The sequence below is a fragment of the Corynebacterium casei LMG S-19264 genome, from assembly GCF_000550785.1.
GTDB lineage: Bacteria > Actinomycetota > Actinomycetes > Mycobacteriales > Mycobacteriaceae > Corynebacterium > Corynebacterium casei.
The window spans coordinates 2,889,919-2,910,472 of record NZ_CP004350.1; the positions used below are offsets into that span (position 1 = coordinate 2,889,919).

The 20,554-nt window shown below is 56.4% G+C and carries 12 protein-coding genes; all 12 read right to left on the minus strand.

Translation table 11 applies throughout. The annotated features are described in order from the left end of the window. Positions 1-64: 64 nt before the first annotated feature. Positions 65-1,633, minus strand: coding sequence for an acyl-CoA carboxylase subunit beta (locus tag CCASEI_RS13150; protein ID WP_025388240.1), 1,569 nt, complete (start codon positions 1,631-1,633; stop codon positions 65-67). After that, entirely contained in the window at positions 1,614-6,515 is a 4,902-nt protein-coding gene (gene pks13 / locus CCASEI_RS13155; protein ID WP_025388241.1) for a polyketide synthase Pks13, read from the minus strand. The genes CCASEI_RS13150 and pks13 overlap by 20 nt, the downstream gene beginning before the upstream one ends. Before the next feature lie 293 nt (positions 6,516-6,808). Then, the gene (locus CCASEI_RS13160) at positions 6,809-8,659 is read right to left on the minus strand and encodes a FadD32-like long-chain-fatty-acid--AMP ligase (protein ID WP_025388242.1); all 1,851 of its coding nucleotides are present in this window, start codon (positions 8,657-8,659) and stop codon (positions 6,809-6,811) included. 79 nt (positions 8,660-8,738) lie between these two features. After that, on the minus strand, positions 8,739-9,683 hold the full coding sequence (locus CCASEI_RS13165) for a cutinase family protein (RefSeq protein WP_025388243.1): 945 nt from the start codon (positions 9,681-9,683) through the stop codon (positions 8,739-8,741). 46 nt (positions 9,684-9,729) lie between these two features. Beyond that, positions 9,730-10,266: a hypothetical protein gene (locus CCASEI_RS13170; RefSeq protein WP_025388244.1), complete on the minus strand. Its 537-nt coding sequence runs from the start codon at positions 10,264-10,266 to the stop codon at positions 9,730-9,732. 12 nt (positions 10,267-10,278) lie between these two features. Next, on the minus strand, positions 10,279-12,210 hold the full coding sequence (locus CCASEI_RS13175) for an alpha/beta hydrolase-fold protein (protein ID WP_006822542.1): 1,932 nt from the start codon (positions 12,208-12,210) through the stop codon (positions 10,279-10,281). Positions 12,211-12,655: 445 nt separating this feature from the next. Next, entirely contained in the window at positions 12,656-13,687 is a 1,032-nt protein-coding gene (locus CCASEI_RS13180) for an alpha/beta hydrolase (protein ID WP_025388245.1), read from the minus strand. 167 nt (positions 13,688-13,854) lie between these two features. After that, entirely contained in the window at positions 13,855-15,786 is a 1,932-nt protein-coding gene (gene zomB / locus CCASEI_RS13185; RefSeq protein ID WP_025388246.1) for a flagellar motor control protein ZomB, read from the minus strand. A gap of 146 nt (positions 15,787-15,932) precedes the next feature. Continuing rightward, positions 15,933-16,940, minus strand: a complete 1,008-nt coding sequence (locus tag CCASEI_RS13190; protein ID WP_006822539.1) for a decaprenyl-phosphate phosphoribosyltransferase — start codon at positions 16,938-16,940, stop codon at positions 15,933-15,935. Further along, positions 16,937-17,461, minus strand: coding sequence for a phosphatase PAP2 family protein (locus tag CCASEI_RS13195; RefSeq protein ID WP_025388247.1), 525 nt, complete (start codon positions 17,459-17,461; stop codon positions 16,937-16,939). The genes CCASEI_RS13190 and CCASEI_RS13195 overlap by 4 nt, the downstream gene beginning before the upstream one ends. Continuing rightward, a complete protein-coding gene (locus CCASEI_RS13200) occupies positions 17,454-19,436 on the minus strand; it encodes a glycosyltransferase (protein WP_025388248.1) in 1,983 nt (660 codons plus the stop codon). Before CCASEI_RS13200 ends, CCASEI_RS13195 begins: the two co-directional genes overlap by 8 nt. Positions 19,437-19,654: 218 nt before the next feature. After that, positions 19,655-20,263: a three-helix bundle dimerization domain-containing protein gene (locus CCASEI_RS13205; RefSeq protein WP_006822536.1), complete on the minus strand. Its 609-nt coding sequence runs from the start codon at positions 20,261-20,263 to the stop codon at positions 19,655-19,657. Positions 20,264-20,554: the final 291 nt, after the last annotated feature.

The window sequence follows — 20,554 nt, forward strand, 5'->3', positions numbered from 1 at the left end:
TAATAATTTACGGTGATTCTACTTTTACATATCGTCCCGGGAATAAGCTTATGTTACATCGCAGCTACATTGGGGCGATTGGATGTTTCTTTGGCAGATCAGAAACGTCTTTGGTTGCCAGCTGGCGAAGCGCCTGACGCAAAGCCAGACGGGACTCGCGTGGGCGGACCATAACATCCAGGAAGCCACGCTCAGCGGCGACATAAGGAGAGGTCATGTTCTCATCGTAGAAGTCCATGAACATCTTCTTGGTCATCTCACGCTGTGCTGGGGTTTCCGCAGCTTCCAGCTGCTTGCCGGCAATCATGACAACAGCTGCAGCAGAGCCCATCACGGCGATCTGCGCAGTTGGCCACGCCAGGTTGATGTCACCGGACAAGTTCTTAGAACCCATCACCGCATATGCGCCACCGAAGGCCTTACGCACGATGAGCGAAACCTTCGGCACGGTTGCCTGCACGCTGGCGAAAGCAAACTTCGCGCCGCGGTGAATCAGACCGACCTTCTCCTGATCGACACCTGGCATGTAGCCAGGAGTATCTACGACGTAGACCAGCGGGACATTGTAGGCATCACAAATCTGAATGAAGCGCGCGCCCTTATCGGCAGCATCTGCGTCAATACAGCCCGCCAGGTGCATCGGGTTATTCGCTACGAAACCAACGGTCTTGCCGTCGATACGTCCAAAGGCCGTGACCATGTTCGGTGCAAAGTTCGGCTGGATTTCGATCAGCTCATCATCATCACCAAGCTGCTCAAGCAGCTCAATCATGTCATAACCGGCGTTGGTGTCATCCGGCATGAAGGTATCTAGCTCGATGTCTTCACGCAGTTCATCATCGCTCGGCGCGGTGAACTCAGGTGAAGGATCAAAGCACGTCGACGGCAAGTGATCCAGAAGGTCACGCACGAAATCGAAAGCCTCATCCTCAGAATCCAGGACGGCAGAGACGTTACCGTTAAGCTCCTGCTGGCGTGCGCCACCGAGCTCAGCGGAAGAAATGTCCTCACCGGTGACCTCACGGATAACCTTGGGGCCGGTGACATACATTTCAGCCTGGCCATCAACGGCAACCACGAAGTCGGTGGTTACTGGAGCATAGACCGCGCCACCGGCGGACTTGCCCAACATGATAGAAATCTGTGGGGAGCGGCCCGATAGTGGCAGCTGGCGGCGAGAAATCTCAGAGTACATGGCCAACGATGTCACCGCGTCCTGGATACGGGCGCCGCCCGAGTCCTGGATACCGATGACGGGGCAACCAATCTTGATGGCCATGTCCATGACCTGGCAGACCTTCTGGCCGAAAGTCACACCGACGGAACCACCGTAGACGGTCTTATCATGCGCGTAGATACACACCGGGCGGCCGGAGATGCGGCCGTAGCCGGTGACAACACCATCGGAGTAGATAGCGTCCGGGTCATTCGGGGTCTTGCCCAAGGCACCGACCTCTACGAAGGAGCCCTCATCTAGCAGCGCGTTGATGCGCTGGCGCGGTGTGGAATGACCAGCGTCATCGCGGCGCTTGCGGGAGCGCTCGCTGCCGGGATCCTGCGCCTGCTCGAGGCGGGCTGACAGGTCAGCAATCTTTTCCGCAGTGGTAGTCGGCTTATTCGCTGCCGTTGCCACGAATCTTCTCCTCAATCCAGCTATCCATGTGTTTTGCCACGATGCCAATAACTGGCTCATCTGGGACTGCGAGGTGGTCACCTGGCAGCTGCACAATCTTCAAGTCTTCTACGATAGCGCCCCAACCACCGTCAGGGTCAATGTGCTCATAACGAGGCTCCAGCTCGATGGCACCATCATGCATGCGCTCGGAACGGAACAGCAGAACCGGTGCGGATACTTCGACCCAGCGGATGAAGTCAATGCTGGACAGAATCTGGTTATCCACAAAGGATGCGCGCTGGTGCTCAAGAACGCCCGCTGCCAAACCGTGCTCGGAAGCATCGGTGGTTGCCAGCAGCTGCTCCAGCATCTGCATCACGGCTGCTTCACCAGCGGATTCCAGAAGCTCATACGGTACTGGGAATTCCAGGCCGTAAGTCTTCTTCGCAAACGCGGCGTAACGCTCCCAACGGGCCTTGGTTTCTTCCAAAGTATCCGGTGCTGGATCCGAAGGCTGCGTGGTATCGAGCAACGCGATGTACGCGACCTCTACTTCTGGGTGCTTCTTCTCCAACTGCAGGGCGACCTCGAATGCGAGTGCGCCGCCGAAGGACCAGCCGCCGAGGATGACCTTGCGGCCACGCGCGTACTTCACGATGTCATCTAGGTACGCTGCAGCGCGCTCTTCCAAAGTGCCTTCGAGGCGCTCCACACCGTAGACCGCGACATCAGCGCCGAGACGGCGCATCAGTGGCTGGTAGACCACGGTGGTGCCACCGGCTGGGTGGAACATGAAGACAGCAGGACCATCAGCTTCGCGCAGCACGCGAATGTTGCCCTCAACCTCAGTTTCAAGCCCTTCACGCACCAGGTCAGACAATGGCTCGAGTGTCTCCGCGTCCTTCACCTGCTGGGTGGAAATCTCCACGCCGGCACGCTCGGTGAGACGCTCCGCAATCTTTTCCGCCTGCTCATCAGTGATCGATGGCAACTCACTGGTCACACCACCGGCAGCTGCGCCGGTAGAGGTTGCCCAGGTGGCAAAGACCATGCGCTCCGATGCATCACGTGGGGCAACGCCCACCCCAGATGCGTTGGAGGTGGCTGGTTTTTCTTCCATCTGGCCCCCGGCGAAGTCGACCATGTCGACTTCGCTCATGGCTTCAGCTGCTTCTTCCAAGCCTGCACCCGTCTCCGAAGAGGTTTCTTCCTCAGCGGCTACGTCCTGCGCCGTGGTGGAAGCGGTAACGGAATCACCTTGGGCGACGGCTTCTTCAACCATCACGATGACATCGGCAAGCGATGCGTCCCGCAAGGCTTGAACCTGCAACTGTGGAATCTGGAAGTCATTTTCCACGCGGTTCTTGATACGCATGCCCATCAGGGAATCCAGGCCCAAGTCAATCAATGGGAGCTCACGCGGCAGGTCAGTGACGTCATAGCCCATGGACTCAGACACGATGGTGGCCAGGCGGTCTTCAACGGATTCCGTTGCCGGATCCCAGCGCACGGCTTCAATATCAGAATTTGCAAAGTCCGAAGGCAGATCTTCATTGTCCTGCAACGCGCTGACACCCTGCAGTGGTGCCGGTGCACCACCAAGGTTCAACGTGGAAGCGAAGCCTTCAGCTACCAGCTGGGTTAGCCCACCGACGACGGTGTAGACCGCGATGGACAACCCGCCCAGGTTGCGATCCACAACGGTGGTGACTTCACCTTCTGCTGGCAAGACGGCATGCTCTTCGCTGGCGACGACCTGCGCGCCCGCGTTGACTGTCTCCGCAGCGGATTCCAGAATTGCCAGTGCCGAAGGCGCCTGGTCAGCGTTGGTTGCAAACGCAATCTTGCCGTCTGGCAGATTAACGCGGGTACCTGGCAGACCAGAAACACCGGACGATGGACGCGCGGAGGTCCAGTAACGCTGCTTCTTAAACTGCGTAAACGGCGCCTTGACCGTCGTCTTGGCCGTGCTTGCACCAAAGACATTGCGGAAGTTCACCGGGGTGCCGGTGACGTACAGCTTGGCCAACAGGTCCAGGAGGGACTCGGAAGGATCCACCTTGCGCTTGAGCGAAATCAGCAGCTGCGCATCAGCCTTGCCCACGCCAAAGGCTGTGTTCATCATGCCCATCAGCGCGACCGGGTTCGGTGAGATTTCCACCAGCTGGTTGTGGCCGGCCGCCAAAGCCTGCTCGGTGGCGTCCTGGAAGTACACGGCCTGGCGGGTCATGCGAATCCAGTACTCATCCGTGTGAATGGTGGCACCCGGCTGGTAGACGGTTGCGCGGTCAACGGAGCTAAACACCGTGGTGTGGATTGGGTGTGGCTCAATGCCTGCGATTTCCGCGGCGAGCTCACCCAAGAATGGTTCCACAGCAGAGGTGTGGCCCGCGCCCTTCACGTTCATGGCGCGGGCAAACTTGCCCTCATCTTCCAGCTTTTCCACCAAGTCAAGAACTTGCTGGCGTGGTCCACCGACTGTGGTCATGCCAGGGCCTGCGTAAACAGCTGGCTCGACATCGCTATCGAGTGCGTCAATTTCAGTGGCGGTCATTTCCACCACTGCCATCGCGCCCTGGTTTTCTGGAGTCAAGGAAGCTTCGCCCTCACCCATCAGACGTGCACGGTGGCTGGCAATGAGCAGCGCATCCTTGTCATTCAAACCGCCAGCAGCATATGCCGCAGCAATTTCACCCATGGACATACCCATGACACCAGCTGGGCGCACACCGAAGTGGGCCAACAGGTCAGTCAGGGCAATCTGAATAGCGGTGATTGCTACCTGGGCGGTTTCGGTGTTGTAGGTCTGCGCGTCATCATCGATAAGCTCAAGCAACGACCAGCCGGCCTCAAAGTCAATGGTCTCATTGAGCTCTTCCAGGCGCTGCGCGAACATCGGCGATACCGCCATGAGGTCCTTGGCCATCTTGCGGTGCTGGGAACCAAAGCCCGAGTACACAAAGACCGGACCGCGGGTTGCTGGGGAATCTGCCGCAGCAATGCCCAAAGAAACCTTGCCGTCCGCGACCTGGCGCAGGCGCTTAACAGCGTCTGCTGCGTTATTCGCCGTGACAACCGCGCGGGTGCGACCGTGGTTGCGGCTGGCCAAAGAGCGCGCCAATTCCAGCATGCCAGCGTGATCGAGTTTCTCATTTTCAATGTAATCAGCCAAATTTGCCGCTGCCGTGCGACGACGCGATGGCAGCAAACCAGATACCGGCAAAGCAACGGTGGCATCAACGATGCTTGGTTCTTCTCCTTCCTCCTTGGCTGGAACCTCGCAGGTGTCTACCGCCAACTGTGGCTCGGCTGGAGTCTGCTTGCCGGTGTATTCAGCAACCACGACGTGGGCGTTGGTGCCGCCGAAGCCGAAGCCCGAGATACCCGCAACCTTGGAACCGGAGTACTCCGGCCACTCGCGTGGATCTTCTACGACCTCAAGGTGCTCAGCATCGAAATCGATGTAGCGGTTTGGCTCGGTGAAATGGATGGATGGCGGGATAATGCCGTGGCGCATGCCCTCGATGACCTTGATCAGGCCCACGATACCGGCCGCGGATTCGGAGTGGCCAATGTTGGACTTCGCCGAACCCAGCAAGACTGGGTTGGCGGCTTCACGGCCAGCGCCGACAATCTTGCCCAGCGCGGTGGCCTCAATTGGGTCACCCAGAATGGTGCCGGTGCCGTGTGCTTCCACATAGTCCACGGATTGTGGGTCAACTTCAGCATCAATGTATGCGCGTTCCAGAACGTCAACCTGTGCATCAGGGTTTGGAGCGGTCAAACCATTGGAGTGACCGTCAGAGTTCACAGCAGAACCCTTGATCACGCCGAGGATGTTATCCCCATCTTCTTCTGCATCTTCCAGGCGCTTGAGAACCACCATGCCAGCGGCGTCCGCACGGACAAAGCCATCCGCGTCATCAGAAAACGCGCGGATACCGCCGGTTGGTGAAATCACGCCAAGCTCACCAAAAGAGGTAGTGATAAATGGTGAAGCCTGCACGTTAATACCGCCGGCCAAAGCAACGTCAGCATCGCCTTCGCGCAAACCGCGCACAGCCTGGTGGATAGCAACCAAAGACGATGAGCATGCGGTGTCCACGTTGATGGAAGGACCACGCAGGTCCAAAGCATAAGACACGCGGTTTGGGATGATGGACGAAGAAGAGCCAGTCAACGCATAAGGGTGCGCTTCCGCCGGGTCGGCGGCAATGAGCATGCCGTAGTCATTATTGGTGGAGCCAACGTAGACACCAGTTGCGGTGCCACGCAGCTCATTTGCTGGCACACCAGCGTCTTCGAGTGCTTCCCACACCACTTCTAACATGATGCGCTGCTGCGGATCCATGTTGGTAGCTTCCAGCGGGGACAAACCGAAGAACTCTGGGTCAAAGTTCGAGATATCTTCAAAGTAGCCGCCGCGAAGATTCTGAGTTTCCATCTTCGTGCGCAGCACCTGATCAGAGCTGTACTCAGACCAACGGCCAATAGGCAGCTCACCGGTGCCGGCGCGGCCCTCATTGAGCATGTTCCAGAACTCTTCAACGTTCTTCGCGCCTGGGAAACGCCCCGAGACACCAATAATCGCGATGTCATGCGCGCCCGTACCCGAAGACTTCTTGGCGTGCAGGCGCTTGGACTGTGCCGCAGCAGGAGTTTCTTTCGGGCCATTAATAAGGCGGTCGGCTAAAAGCGCGATAGTGGGGTATTCATATGCCACCGTCGCGTCAAGCTGTTGACCAAGGAGGTTTTCTAACTCACCCGACAACACCACCGCGTCACGTGAGGAGAGCCCAAAGTTCTCCAGGGGTTTGGTATCTACGATCTCTTCTTCTGGCAAGCCAGTTACATCGGCTACCCAAGCTCGGATCCAGCCTTGGAGTTCTTCAACGGTCATAAAGGTTAATGCCTTACTAATTTACAAATTCACTAATTCACTCAGAAAACCGGTTACATAGTCATATCGCCGTATACCCGGTTGAACGTTACATACCCCTAGTACACATCATTGGGGGTAATTTTTGGAAATCACAACGCCCGGTCAAGCCTAAATTAAGACAAAACCGGGCGAAAACTCAGCAACACAGCAATACAGCGACATAGCCCGCGGGCTACTGCCTACCTCAGGCTGGTGCCTTCGCAGATGCATGCTCGGAAGTGGTGGGCTATGCATCTGCATTATCTCAAGGACTAGGCCATGTAGTTCTTCTTCGCTACGCGGCGGGCAATCTTGCCGGAGGAGGTGCGGTTGATTTCATGCGGCGCTTTCCACTCGATGACATCAGGAACAATGCCGTGGCTCTTGCTCACCGCGGTGCGAACAGCCTCGGTTGCGGCCTCATCACCAGATTCATCGGCGGAGTCGGCGCGCTCAATCAGAACAATCAACTGCTCGGTGTTGTCACCTTCCACAGAGAAAGCAGCAATGGAGTCCGGGCGCACGTGATCAGATGCTTCCTGGATGGTGCCTTCAATATCCTGTGGGTAGTGGTTGCGGCCAGCAATGACAATAAGGTCCTTGAGGCGGCCGGTGATGTAGAGCTCGCCATCGATGATGGTGCCCAAGTCACCGGTTGCCATCCACTTATCATCATCCGGTGCGCCCTCAACGCGGCTACCTTCGGCCAGACGCTCACCTAGGGTGTTGCGGAAGGTGGCCTTGGTTTCATCCTCACGGCCCAAGTAACCAACTGCCATGTTTTCACCGTGTGCCCACAGCTCACCGACGACACTGTCAGCGACCTCAGCGCGGGTTTCCGGATCCACGATGGTCAGGTACTGACCGGTCACAACCTGGCCGTTAGATGCGAATGGCACAGAGTTCTCAGATGCCTCAACCGACTTTGCTTCACCGGCGGCCAGTGCCTCACGGTCGAAGTGGTTGAACACTGGGCGCTCATCATTTTGCGGAGTAGACACCAGCAGGGATGCCTCAGCCAGGCCGTAGGACGGACGCAGAACCTTGCGGTCGAGACCATTGTTCTTGAATACCTCGTAGAAGTTTTCCACGGCGGTCTGGGTTACTGGCTCAGAACCGATGATGATGCCGTCCAGGTTGGACAGATCCAGCTCTTCACCCTCAGCTGGCTTGCCGTAACGGGTAGCAAGTTCCAATGCGAAGTTAGGAACAACGGTGTAGGTTGCAGCCAGCTTCTCATCAATGTCTTTGCGCTTGAGCTGATCCACCCAGCGCTTTGGCTGCTGGATGAAGTCACGTGGACCCATCATTTCAAAAGGCAGACCCATGATGACCACGAACAGGGACAGGATAATGCCCATGTCGTGGTGCAGTGGCAACCAGGTAACCAGACGCAACGGCATCTTCAACTTGGCTGCGGAGTAAATCTGCAGCACGTTGGTCAAAATCGAACGGTTGGTCAGCTCCACGCCCGCTGGTGTGCGGGTGGAACCGGAGGTGTACTGCAAGAACGCAGTCTGATCAATTGGCATCACGGTGGACATTGCCAGCAACTGCTGGCCTTCCAGCGTGGACTGCGGGGTGACATAAGACTCCGCCAGAGAATCCGGCAAGGAATCCACGGACAAGATACGTGGACGCTCACGGGAAGGAAGTTCAGAGAAGTGCGTGCGCACTGCCTGCGCGGACACGGAGTTGGTCAGCACAATCTTTGGCTGGCAGTCCGCGAATACCGCGCGCAGGTGGTCCGCGTGGCCAGGCTCATTCGGATCATAAAGAGGAACCGGAACCATGCCGGCATAAAGCGCACCAATGAAACCGAACAGGTACTCCGGGGAGTTACCAGCCAAGATAGCTACGCGGTCATTAAGTTTGCCCACCTGCTGCAAACGCGCGGCGACAGCCTTAACGCGAGTGTTGATTTCCTGGCGGGTGTACACCACCAGCTCACCATCGCGGGAGTTGGAGTAATCCCAAAAGCGCAGTGCCTTTCGGTCACCGCCACCGGTGTGCAAGTCGCCTTGGTACAGCAACTCTGCCAAACCAGCCAAGGACAGCTGTGGGGCTAAGGTAATTTCGCCCTTGTCGTTGTAGAACTGCTGCATTGCGGCATGCAAATCCATGGAGTCTCCTTTGAAGAAATTTTAAGTTTCGCTTCTAAAATTATCAGCCTTGATACCCAAAACGTTACCTCACAGTAACTTAGCCCTGATTAATAATGTCAGAAGCCCAACCAACAACCCACTGATTAGTGGTGGTTCCGGGGATCACATTGTCATTTGACGCGTAAATGGCGTGGATACCATTGGCATCGATAAGCTCTAATGCTCTTTCTGCGGCGTTGCCGATGTTATGCGGCGCGTCGCAAATGCTATCCGATGGCGCACAAATCTGATAAGTCCGATCCGCCAACGCACCGAAATCATTCGGACGCGCACCGCGCATGGAAGCACCCGGGACTACCAACTGCACCAGGCCAGTGACCGGCTGCAGAGCAATCTCCGCGCCAATGCCACCCAGATCAACACCTGGGTTGATGCCCACACCGTTTTCGCGGCGACCATCAGCAATTGCGACCACACCCGCTACTGATTCCGCCGGAATAACGCCAGTACCGCCACCGATCTCATCCGCGATATCACCAACAATCACCGCACCCTGGGAGAAACCAGCCAGAATGAACTGGGTCTGCGGGCACTCCCCGTGCAGCCACTGAAGCTCAGCTTCCAGCTTGGCGCGACCCTCATTGCGGGAGTCGTCATAGCTCATTTCCTGCTGGGACTGAACGCTCTTGAACTGCGCAGTATAAGGCAAGGTCCACACACGAACCTGGTCCTCAGTAAACGTTTCTTTCAAAGGATTAGTTATAGACAGCATGAAAGAACGACTGTTTGCCTGCGGGTTCAGCGGATCATCATCCGGAGCAGATTCCCAGGTACCCGGCGCAGAGATGAACTCATAGGCAGGACACCACTCGGGCTGCGAAGGTACTTCGGGCGCGGCTTCAGTTGCTTCAGTCTGGTCCGATTTGTCATCGCCCAGTCCGCCGAGCGGGCCGGAGTCGTTGCGCATCAAGTACTGCGCCGCACCGCCGCCGATCACCAAAATAACAATGATGACGGCGATGATAGTCAGTGGTTTTCTCATAGGTGGAAGTTGTACTCCTTGAACCTGTCAACGTGTGAGGTTTGAGCTAGCAGTAAGCTGACTGCGCCTGTTCGTTGATCAATGCGATAACTTCCTCAATGCTTTTATCAGTTCGACCTTGCTCTATGAGCTGTCCTGCCACAGCAGCCACCGTGACTTCATCATCCGGGTTGCAGGCGGTGTTACCAGCACTAACTAGTTGGTTTTCCACGCCGGCGATGTCGACGCCGCCGCCCGCTACCGCGTCCAAGTAGCCAGCATCAGAGTCCGCTACTTGGGGGGTTGGGGCTTGGTCTACTTCTTGCGCGCCGCGGTCTTCGGGTGCAGGTTCGCTTTTGCTTGTCGATGCCTCCGCGTCATCCTTTTCCGCCCTCTTCGACGTGGAAGGAGCAGACGATTCTGAAGACTCCTCCGTGCTGTTGGAGTCTTCGGAGTCAGAATCGCCTTCTGAGTCACCGCGCTCCAAAGGTGCGACGGTGGCGTCTGGGGAGACCTCAGAATCAGAGTCCACCGTGGCTGAACCGCAGGCGGCAAGGCTTAGGCTTGCCATCAGTGCTACTGCACCGGCCATGATTCGCTTCATCGGTATGCCTCCTTAGCTCACGATGCCCATGATTTGGCGGATGGTGCCGCCTTCGAAGTCCTGGCTAAGACCACCAGCTGGGATTTCATTCAGGTCAGAGGTTGGGTAGCCGTACTTGCCGGTCTCATAACCGTTCTGACCCCAGTGGCTGAAGATATCGCCATAAGGGATGAAGTGTGCGCCGGTAGATGCGGACCAGTAGATGTTGCCGTTCTCAAATTCCTGGAAGGCCCCACCCTTGATCTTCTTCTCGCCGCCACGTGGCATGCCGGCCTCGGAGTTAGCGCCGCCCATTTCCTTGTACTTGTTGCCGATAGCGCCGTGCACAATCTGGGTCTTCTTGTCCTTGGTCTGTACCAGAACACCATTTTGGAAGTTCTGGAACTGGCCGCCGCCTTCAACGTTGGTGACAGGACCGGATGGGTACTTCAGGTCACCGCTTTCGTAGCCGTTAGCGCCCCATGCCTTCATCATTGCCTTGGTGACAGCGAATGCGCCGGTCTGTGGGGTCCAGTAGATGGAGCCGTTTTCAAAGTGCACGAAGCGGCCAACGCCATCTGGTGCGGTGGTCTCGCCGGTGGTTGGGAAGCCCAACCAGGAGGAAGGTCCGCCGATTTCAGCATAGCGAGCGTTGATACGGCCAAACAGTGCGCGCGCACCGGTCTCTGGCGACCAGTAGGCGGTACCGGTGGCGAAGTCCTGTGCCTTGCCGTCTTCGACGTCATATTCATCGTTCAGGCAGTTGCCGATGACACCGGATTCGGTGGCTTCTGCAATCGCGCCGACTGGCTGGCAATCAGATCCGCGGTCTACTTCACCAAGGCCGAAGGTATCAGCGATGTATGGCCATGCCTGGGTCATTTCAAACTGCCAGTATTCCCAGCTGTGGACGCCGGATGGGCGCAGCTTGGAAACAACATCTACGTTGGCGTCCTTGGCACGCTTGATGAAGGTGTCGGTGGACATGCGGGAGATAACTTCCAGGCCAACGCCAGCAGCATTAGCTGGGCCCTTCGCAACGGAAGACAGCTGGCCGTAGTCATCCTGGCCGGAGCCAGCGGAGACGTATACGGTCATGTCCTTGAGTTCTTCAATGCCCAGCTTCGGGTCATGGTTGTACCAGTTCTGGGAACCGTACTCGCCCCACATGTTGGTTGCGGTGTATCCACCGGCATCCGTCTGTGCCGCAGCAATTGCCTGTGGCATGCCCGCAGACGTGGTGTCCAGGTAGCCGGAGAAGGAACCGACGAAGTCAAACATGTAAGGGTGACGCTCGGCCAGGTTCATCGCGGCGGTACCGCCCATGGAGATACCAACCAGGGCGCGCTGCTTGTTGGAACGGTACTCATTGTCCAAAATTGGGACGAGCTCCTGGGTTAGGAAGGTTTCCCACTTGTAGTGCTTGCCGTTGTCTGGCTTTTCCCAGTCCGCGTAGAACGAGGATTCGCCACCGACAGGCATAATCACGTTCACATTCTTATCGGCGTAGTACTGCTCAATGTTGGTCTCAATGGTCCAACCAGATTCATCATCACGCGCGCGCAGACCGTCCAGTGCCCATACCTCTGGGAACTGCTTGTCTGGTTGGGAGTACCAGTCACGGGCCAGCAGGATCTGCACGACCTGCTCTTTCTCTGGCATTGCTGCGGACTGGATGTAGACCTTCAGGTGGCGTGGGGTGAGGTATTCCACGCGGTTGATGTCTACGCCCTCAGGCAGTCCCTCAACTTCTGGGTATTCAGTGTTGATGGGATCGCGCTGTGGCGGGGTGCCTGGCGCGAAGGAGTCCGACAGGCTGGAACCGCCAGGCAGGGAGGACTGTGCGCCGGCAAATGGAATCAGCGACAAGCCCAGCACGGCTGCGGTTGGGAGTGCGACCAGAGCCATCCGGCGCTTCTTGGCGCCTGGCTTGAGCACGGTGGAACGGGAATCTTTGGAGCGCATGAACATGTCCTCGTTGTCGGTGTGTAGGTGTACTTGTTATGTTCTCTCGCACGAAAAGTGGACTTATGTGCACACATGCGTCACCCAATTAAGTGTGTGTGGCAACGGCTAACGCACGTACGACAAATAGGTCCAACACTTGAATCAAGCGTCATGACATAGCCAAAAGTGCAGGTGCCACCGAGGTGGCACCAGTACTGGCACTACATCATGCTCTTCACATCTCCCGAAGGTTCCCCTCCTCCGGCAGCTGCGATATTTAAGTATTGTGAGCTGTCTGTTATGTGCTCAAGTTTAAGTTGAACTTCAGACTTTGCCGCGGGCGACACACCCCACCAAGGCAATAAAACCACAGCATCCCTGCCTTCTCACGTTCACTGCAGTGAGAGACAGGGATGCGGCTATTTAAAAATTTCCGGTTATGTAGAAACCGTCTTCGCGGTTTCTACCACGCGTTCATAACGTCCAGGACGCGACCCTTAGTCTTGGACAGCTGCCCGCCAAACTGTGCCCAGTTGTGCAAGCCAGTCGCTGGGTAGTCCGAGGCAAAATTAACGCCCATGGCACGAGCCTTGGTGTCCCACAGGCGCGTACTGGTCATTGCCACCGCTTCTAGAATGGCGCCAGAAATTGCCAGATTCCACGGATAATTTGCATCTGCAGGACCCGGAATACCAGATGCTGCGGAGACATAGACGTCAGTGTTGCGCAGGTTGCCGATCTGGTTGAAAGGATCATTTTCAAAGCGGCGTGGGTTGATCATCGAACCGTACATTGCGTTCAAGTTGAATCCACCCGCATCCAGCAGTGCCAGACGCATCAGGGTCTGTGCACCAGGCATGGAGGTTGCCAAGTAGCCGGAGTAAGACAGTGCCTGACGGAACTGGTCATTGTGCTTACCGGCCAAGGTGATAGCCGCGGTGCCGCCCATGGACAAACCAGCAATGGAATTGTTGGTCGGAGAGACACCGAACTGACGCTGGACGTAGCCCTTCAACTCCTGAGTAAGGAAGGTTTCCCACTGGTAGTTAACGGACTGACCCAAGTCATAGGTTGCTGGGCCATTCCAGTCAGCGTAGAAAGACGCTGCGCCACCAACTGGCATAACGAGGGTGATGTTGTGCGGCTCATACAAACGCGCTGCATTAACGTCATTGACCCAAGCATTGGTCTTGTTGGTTGCACGCAGACCGTCGAGCAAGTACAAACCTGCGTTACCGCCACGCTTTGCGGGCTGGATCTGAACTGGGATGGTACGTCCCATGGAATCAGACCATACGTCACAGCGCTGAACCCACCAGCCGACGGAGTCCCAGGTGCAGTGACCAGTTGCGTCAGGGCGCAGCCAGTCACGGTTCGCAGCTTCTGCCTTTGGGGCGCCAGCGACGCTGACGACAGATGCAACCATTATGATCGCGGCCACCACGGCGATGGCACGGCGATACAAGCCCATGCTGGTGGCAGTAAGGAACTTCATGTTTCTCCTAAAATTTTTACACAACGTCCAGGTCGCGATTTTTATCTACTTATTACCTATCGGCGAAAGACCTCAAAGCGTTAACATCACGAAATGATAACAGCGATGTTTCTAGCGTAACGCACTTTAAGCGAGATTAATAGTCTATGAAAATTCGCTGGCAGATACTACCGCTGAGACCAATCCTGCGGAAGATAATCGTATGGGTCGGACGATAGCTGCAGCGTTCGGCCATCACCAAGCGCAAATGCGATATTGCTAAAGAAACGCCCCACGGTCAGCGGGTCGCGGTAAGTGGCCAAAAGTTTTTGGAATTCTTCCGTCTGCAACGCCGCGCGTGCAGCTTCCGCGTCCTCTTTATCAATCCACTCTGGCAACTCATTCAGGTCCACGGCAGAATCCGCAACCTGCCAAATGCGGTCCAGATTCTTGTCATGTCCGACGCGGCCATCTTCAATGCGTGGCTGGCGCGCGGCTAGCGGCGTGGCCAAACCAATATTGTCCAGAACACGAACATTCAATGGTGCATTCATGGATGACATACCCATGTTCACCAGGTACAGCGTTGGATCACCGTCCCGGTTCTCATCGCGCTCCAACGGCAACCAGTCAAACTCATTCGGGTCCCGCGCAGTCAAAATGCGCAGCATCATGGCATCTCCTGATTCGAGCGCCGCAATGCCTTCATCCCAGCCTTCTAAGAACGGCGAACCATAAAAATCTGTCTCATTCAACGGTGGATGGCCTTGTTCACGATTGGTGGCATAAGTCCAGAATTCACGCTCATCCACGATAACCTCACCGGTATCAAACCCTAACCAGTCATTAGGCAAACCGCGATAGGCAATAACCAATGACCACAGCGCAATACCACCGGTAATAACAGCACCAATGATGATGCTTCCGTACAGGTTCAACGGCAGCACGAATACTGGCAGCAGCACAGCAAATAGTGGCAGCAAGAACATGCGGCCATGCATGAAGTCACCGCCCACGCGCAACACATACAAAAAGTGCAGCAACGCGCAGCCAACCATGACAATCACAGCGGCTTTTTCTGAACGCGCCTGCTCCATCCACGCCTGGTTCATCCACGGTTTATTAAACAAACCGGTCTTGGGGGTAGAACCGTCCGCAGTGCTTTCCCCTGCTGCCGCTGCCCGAGAATGCCGGCTGCGGCCTGCCGTTGAAAGCGGACGTGCCAGGGCAAAGAACCCAACAATGGCCAGAACCAAGATGGGCAGCCACAGCCAGTAAGGGCTGATGAAGTCTTGCAGGTAGTTAAAGCCTGAGCCCCACTGTGAATCACTCGCGGACTTGGCCACGGCAGTGTGCGGGGTGAGCAGACCGTAGTAGCCCATGCGGAAGATTTGGTAGCCGCCTGGGATTGGCAGTGCAACGGCCAAGATGAGCAGCCAGTTCTTCCAGTGGCGGTGCGCGATAAACAACGCGATGCCAGCGAAGCCGCCGTAGAGCGCGAGCTCCGGGCGAACCAGCCAACTCAACCCGGCCCAAAAGGCCAGGACATAAGCTGAAACATCCAGGTTCTTCGTGCCATCAGCGCGGCCCGCCCACCACAACAGCAGTGCCCACAGCACCGCGAGGTAGAAGATGGACAAACCCCACTCCAAGCCGGAGGTGAAAAAATCACGGGCTGGTGGAAGTGCGATATAGACCAGCACACCTGCGGGAATGACAGTCCAGGTCGACCAATGTACTGGCGCGGCGTGCGGCCCCGTTGCTGGTTTATACAACCGCGCGGTGGCCCAGCAGCCAACAATGACTGCCAACACGGACAATCCCAGTGCGCCATACAGTGCCACGACGGATAGCTCTTGACCGGTAATCACATGGCCAGCTGTGATCAAGTACTGCCACAACGTAGAAGTATTCGCTTCGACGCGTTCGCCAACATTAAAGACTGGACCGTTGCCCGCAAGCAGGTTGCGGACGGTACGCAGTACGATCAGGCCATCGTCAGACATCCAGCGCCGCTGGTAGCCCACAATAAATGCCACAACACCAACAATGAGAGCTGTGCCGAAAGCCCACCATGTGGAATGGCGCTCTACCAAAGTACGGGATGGGGCATGATGCATGATTCCAAAGATTACTCGGTGCTACCCAACCGGGGAAACTGACACACAAGCCCCGCTATCTTTGTTTCCCGCACCACATAGAAAACGCCCCACCCGGGTGAAATTTCCCAGGTGAGGCGTCAATCTAAACCTACTGTGCGAAGTAACTACATCAAGATCGGGAAGATGTAGACAGCCATCGCGATACATGCCAGCCACAGCAGTGCAAGGATTTGCAGAGTGCGGTCTTCCAGCGCGATTTCATCAGGTGCGCCACCGCGGCCGCGGTCAACATCAGCTGCGTAGCGCAAGATGGCGATGGTGAACGGAACCATGGAGATCTGGTACCAGATAGCAGCCCAGCCCTCAGTCTCATTAGCCAACTGGAAGCCCCACAGGGAATAGCTCATCACCACTGCGGTCGCGGACAAGGTCCATACGAAACGCAAGTAGGTCGGGGTGTAACCCGCCAAAGACTTACGAATCTGCGCACCGGTGCGCTCCGCCAGAAGGATTTCTGAGTAGCGCTTACCGGATGCCATAAACAGCGAACCGAATGCAGCTACCAGCAGGAACCACTGGGAAAGCTCGATGCCAGCAGCGACACCGCCGGCCATCGTTCGCAGCATGAAGCCGGAGGAAACTAGGGCGATATCAATCACCGGCATATGCTTCCAGCCGAAGCAGTAGCCCAGCTGCAGCGCGATGTACACCGCGATGACCAGTGCTAGCTGCAGGCCAGAGGTTGCCAGGAAGGACAGACCAACCGCGGCAACAATAAGGACAACCGCCATGACATATGCCAGGTTGACTGGCAGCACACCAGCAGCGATTGGGCGGAAACGCTTGGTTGGGTGTGCACGGTCAGCTTCCACGTCACGCGCGTCATTGATCAGGTAGATCGAAGATGCGCCCAGGCAGAAGACAACAAAAGCCAAGAGCACGTCGAGCAAAGTGCGGGTGTGGAACAACGCATCAGCACCGGCAGCAGCGGGTGCCGCCAGAACCAGAACGTTTTTAACCCACTGCTTTGGACGCAGTGCCTTAATCATGCCATCGGCAAGATTCTTTGGTGGCTGGCGCTTGCGGGAGTCCTCAATACCCTGGGTGTGTGGCTCAGGGTGGAAAAACTTCTGCTGGCCGTCACCTTCAAAGGTTTCAGGCTTCTCGGTCATGCAGTTTTCCTTTCATAACGAGTGATTATCTCAGCGGTTGCAGCTCCCAACGCGGCGCCCAGCGCAGTATCTGTTGGGTAGTGCACGCCGAGCACCATGCGCGAAAGCATCATAACCGGGATTCCAACTAGTGGCGCAGGTGTTCCATACAGGCGTGCGACGGCAACCAAGAAGGCGGTAGTCGAGGTGGAGTGTGAAGAAGGAAATGACAATTTAGACGGAGTTCCTACTCCCACGCGCACGTAAGAATAATCCGGACGCTTGCGCCTCACAATTCGCTTGATAACCACAGACGCCGCATGTGTGGTAAAAGCCGAGGCACCAACAGCAATCCACTGCCGACGACGCTTCTTGTCCAGGCTCCAACCGAGTGCTGACAAACCCATCCAGCCCAAGGCGTGCTCGCCCATGTGGCTGAGTCCCCGAGCGGTGGGCAAAACACCCGGTGCGTCAAAGGCAACATTCTGGATGTTTTCTAGAATGCGGGATTCTGCGGTGCTGAGTTTGTCGAGGTTACTCAAAGATCTTCCTCCAAGACTCACGGGAGGTCAGCTCTGGGAGTGCTTCGCGGTAAACACGGCGCATGTCATCAAAATTGTCCTCAATATCGCTGAGCAGCTCACGCGTCTGCTCAACCAAGTCACGTGCCAGGTCACGGTCGCGCTTGCGGAATGCCACGCCAGTGCCACCTGCGGTGGAGACGGTCGCGGAATCTACGCGGGACAAGGTGAACCAGCGTGCCTCCTCAGGGGTGAGGTTAAGCTGTGGCGCCTCGTGGTGGCGTGGGTCTTCCTTGGAAACCAAGTGCTTAAGCCCCTTGACTGCCCATGGAATCTTCTTCAGCTTGGCCAGACGTCCACCAATGTTTTGGGTTGGGACACCCGGCGCGCCGGTCGGTGCTGGTAGCTGGTCAGCAGAGTTGATGATGACTGCATCCGAGTAGTTGGAGCGCAGCTTGGCAATGCGCGGTAGGGACGACTCGAGGATGTCGAAGAGTTGGTCCGGGCCTGCGAGGAAGTCCTTCATGGCTTCAATCTGGATAGCCATGGTGGAGTATTCCATGCACATGGTGTGCTTCAAGGTGGACTTGAAGATGGAACGGGTAATCCCCTTGGCGTTACCTTCGTGGTACAGCGCGGCAACAATGAGGCGGTTGCGCAGGTGGAAGTATGCCTGCCAGTCAATCGCGTCATCCTTGTCAGCCCACGCCATGTGCCAAATAGCAGCGCCTGGCCAGGTTACGGTCGGGAAGCCGTTAGCTGCGGCGCGCAGAGAGTATTCAGTGTCATCCCACTTGATAAACAGTGGCAATGGCTGGCCGTTGGTTTCAGCAACCACGCGTGGGAACAGGCACATCCACCAGCCGTTGTACTCAACATCCACGCGGCGGTGCAGCGCGCGGGAGTCATATGAACCTGGGTCCTTATGGCTTTGAGCATCACCGATGGCGGACAGTGGGTACTTGGCAAAGTCGTGGTCATAGACCGCGTGAGGGGCCGCGCCCCACATGAAGTCACCGCGGTTGACCTGCTCACCGGTGGTGCGCAGCTGGCTGCGTTCCTGCAGGTTGAGCATCTGTCCACCGACGATGATTGGGCTGGCTGCATAACGTGCTGCCTGGACCGCGCGCAGGATGGAGTCTGGCTCAATCGCGATGTCATCATCCATGTACAAGATGAATGGTGAATCGGTGTTTTCCAAAGCTTCAAACATGATGCGGGAGTAGCCGCCGGAACCGCCGAGGTTGCCCTGGCGGAATTCACTGAAGCGCTCGCCAAAGTGCGCCACTGCCTCGTCATAGCCTGGCTCATCAGCTGGGTGCTGGTTGCCCTGGTCCGGCATGAGAACAAAGTCAATGATGCCGTCTACAACTGGGTCTTCTGCCAGCGCCTGCAATGCTGCAACAGCATCAGTTGGGCGGTTGAAGGTTGGAATGCCAACAGAAACGCGCTTTTCCGAAGGCTCGATGGTGGAACCATCCGGCATGGTCTGCTGACCAGGTGCCGAAGGTGCGCACCATGCGGCCTGCGAGATAGTCGCTTCAGATTCCGCGGTAACGTCGAACCACAGCCAGCCGCCGTCCTCAAAGTTCTTCAGCGGCAACTCGAATTCGTGGTGTCCAGTGTCTACCAGGTGGTTGGCCACGGAAATGCGCTGGCCGTCCTGCTTGGAGCGGTAGATGGAAATATTTGCTTCGCCTTCGATGTCGAGGGCCAAGATGATCGAGTCAAGCTGGGACCAGCGGCGCCAGTAGGACGCTGGGAATGCGTTGAAGTAAGTCTGGAAAGAGACTTCTTCACCAGCGGGAACCGTCAGCGAAGTGCGGTCGGACCAGCGCAGGCGCTCGCGGTTTTGTTCCGCTTCGATGATGTACAGCATGCGGACATCAAAGGGCTCGCCACGCTTTGGCAATAGAATGCGCTGTACTGCTTCAACGGTGCTCGAAGCAGCGTTGGTATCAGCGGCATTGTCAGAAACAGTGTTGTTTGCTGTCACGATGGTTTCAATTCTCCCATTTCACTACAGTCTTCAAACATTCACAGTACTGGTTACCACTGTGGTTTACCTTGCTCAACGCGCATCAGGCTGGTGAAAATCGGTCGGAGTTGAGTCCATGTACCCAACCATGCAAAAAGCGGCGCCGGTGACATTGTCATCACCGGCGTCGCTTTGTTTAAGCAGTGCTTGTTCTTGCCTTGTTTCGCTCAGCCGCTTTATGCGGTGAGTTTTACCTGCTCAGTCTGTGGCGTGATGCCCAGCTTGTTGAGCATGTAAAGCACGCGTGCTTCAAGGTCATCCGCGAGTTCACGGGTCTGTTCCATGGATTCAGCGTGTGCGATTGGCCAAATCTTGATGTCCTTGCCAGCTTCATCACGTGGGGCATCTGCACCCAGGTAGACGATGTAGTCCGGCATGGAAACGGTGCGGACGTCTTCGACGTGGCGGCCACGTGCGTCCAGCCCACGTTCACCCAGGACATAAGCCATGTGGCTTTCGGTCTCATTTTCTGGGTGGGAGACCGTGCCATTAACAACGAGCGCGTCTCCAGCATGCCTCTTGGTCAATGCGATTGCTGCGGTAACAAGGTCAGTGTTGAGGCCCGCTGCGAAGCGGACGTGAACACGGTGTGCGCCGAAGAGCTCGGTTGCTTCGCGCTCAACCAGAACAGCGATGTAGTCGTCCAGAATGGCCTTGCTTTTGTGCTTCTCAATGATCTCATCGAGCTTTGCATCGATGACCTTTGCGTCATGAGCGTGCCCGTACGCCTCGTGCAGATCTTGACGAAGAGTTTCGAATCGGGACTCATTATTAACAATAAACATTTCTTTCCCCCCACTCACTTTCTGATATTGGGTGACTGGCAATCTAGCTTTTCTAGATTCAACCTTTTGTTAACCTAGCGTTAACTTTAACCAAACCCGTGGGAGCTGTCAAATAGTTGGCGCAAACCCATTACTTCTACGCCACTTAGAACCCTCAAGATTCGGCCGGTAAACTCAAGCAAAATGCCTGGTAAAAGTTTCAAAATAGATAGTTCCAAAACGCTTTTGACTAACAGAGAAGTTTGTGCATAATTTATGAGCTTCACTCGATATTGCCCACCCCCGAACCAA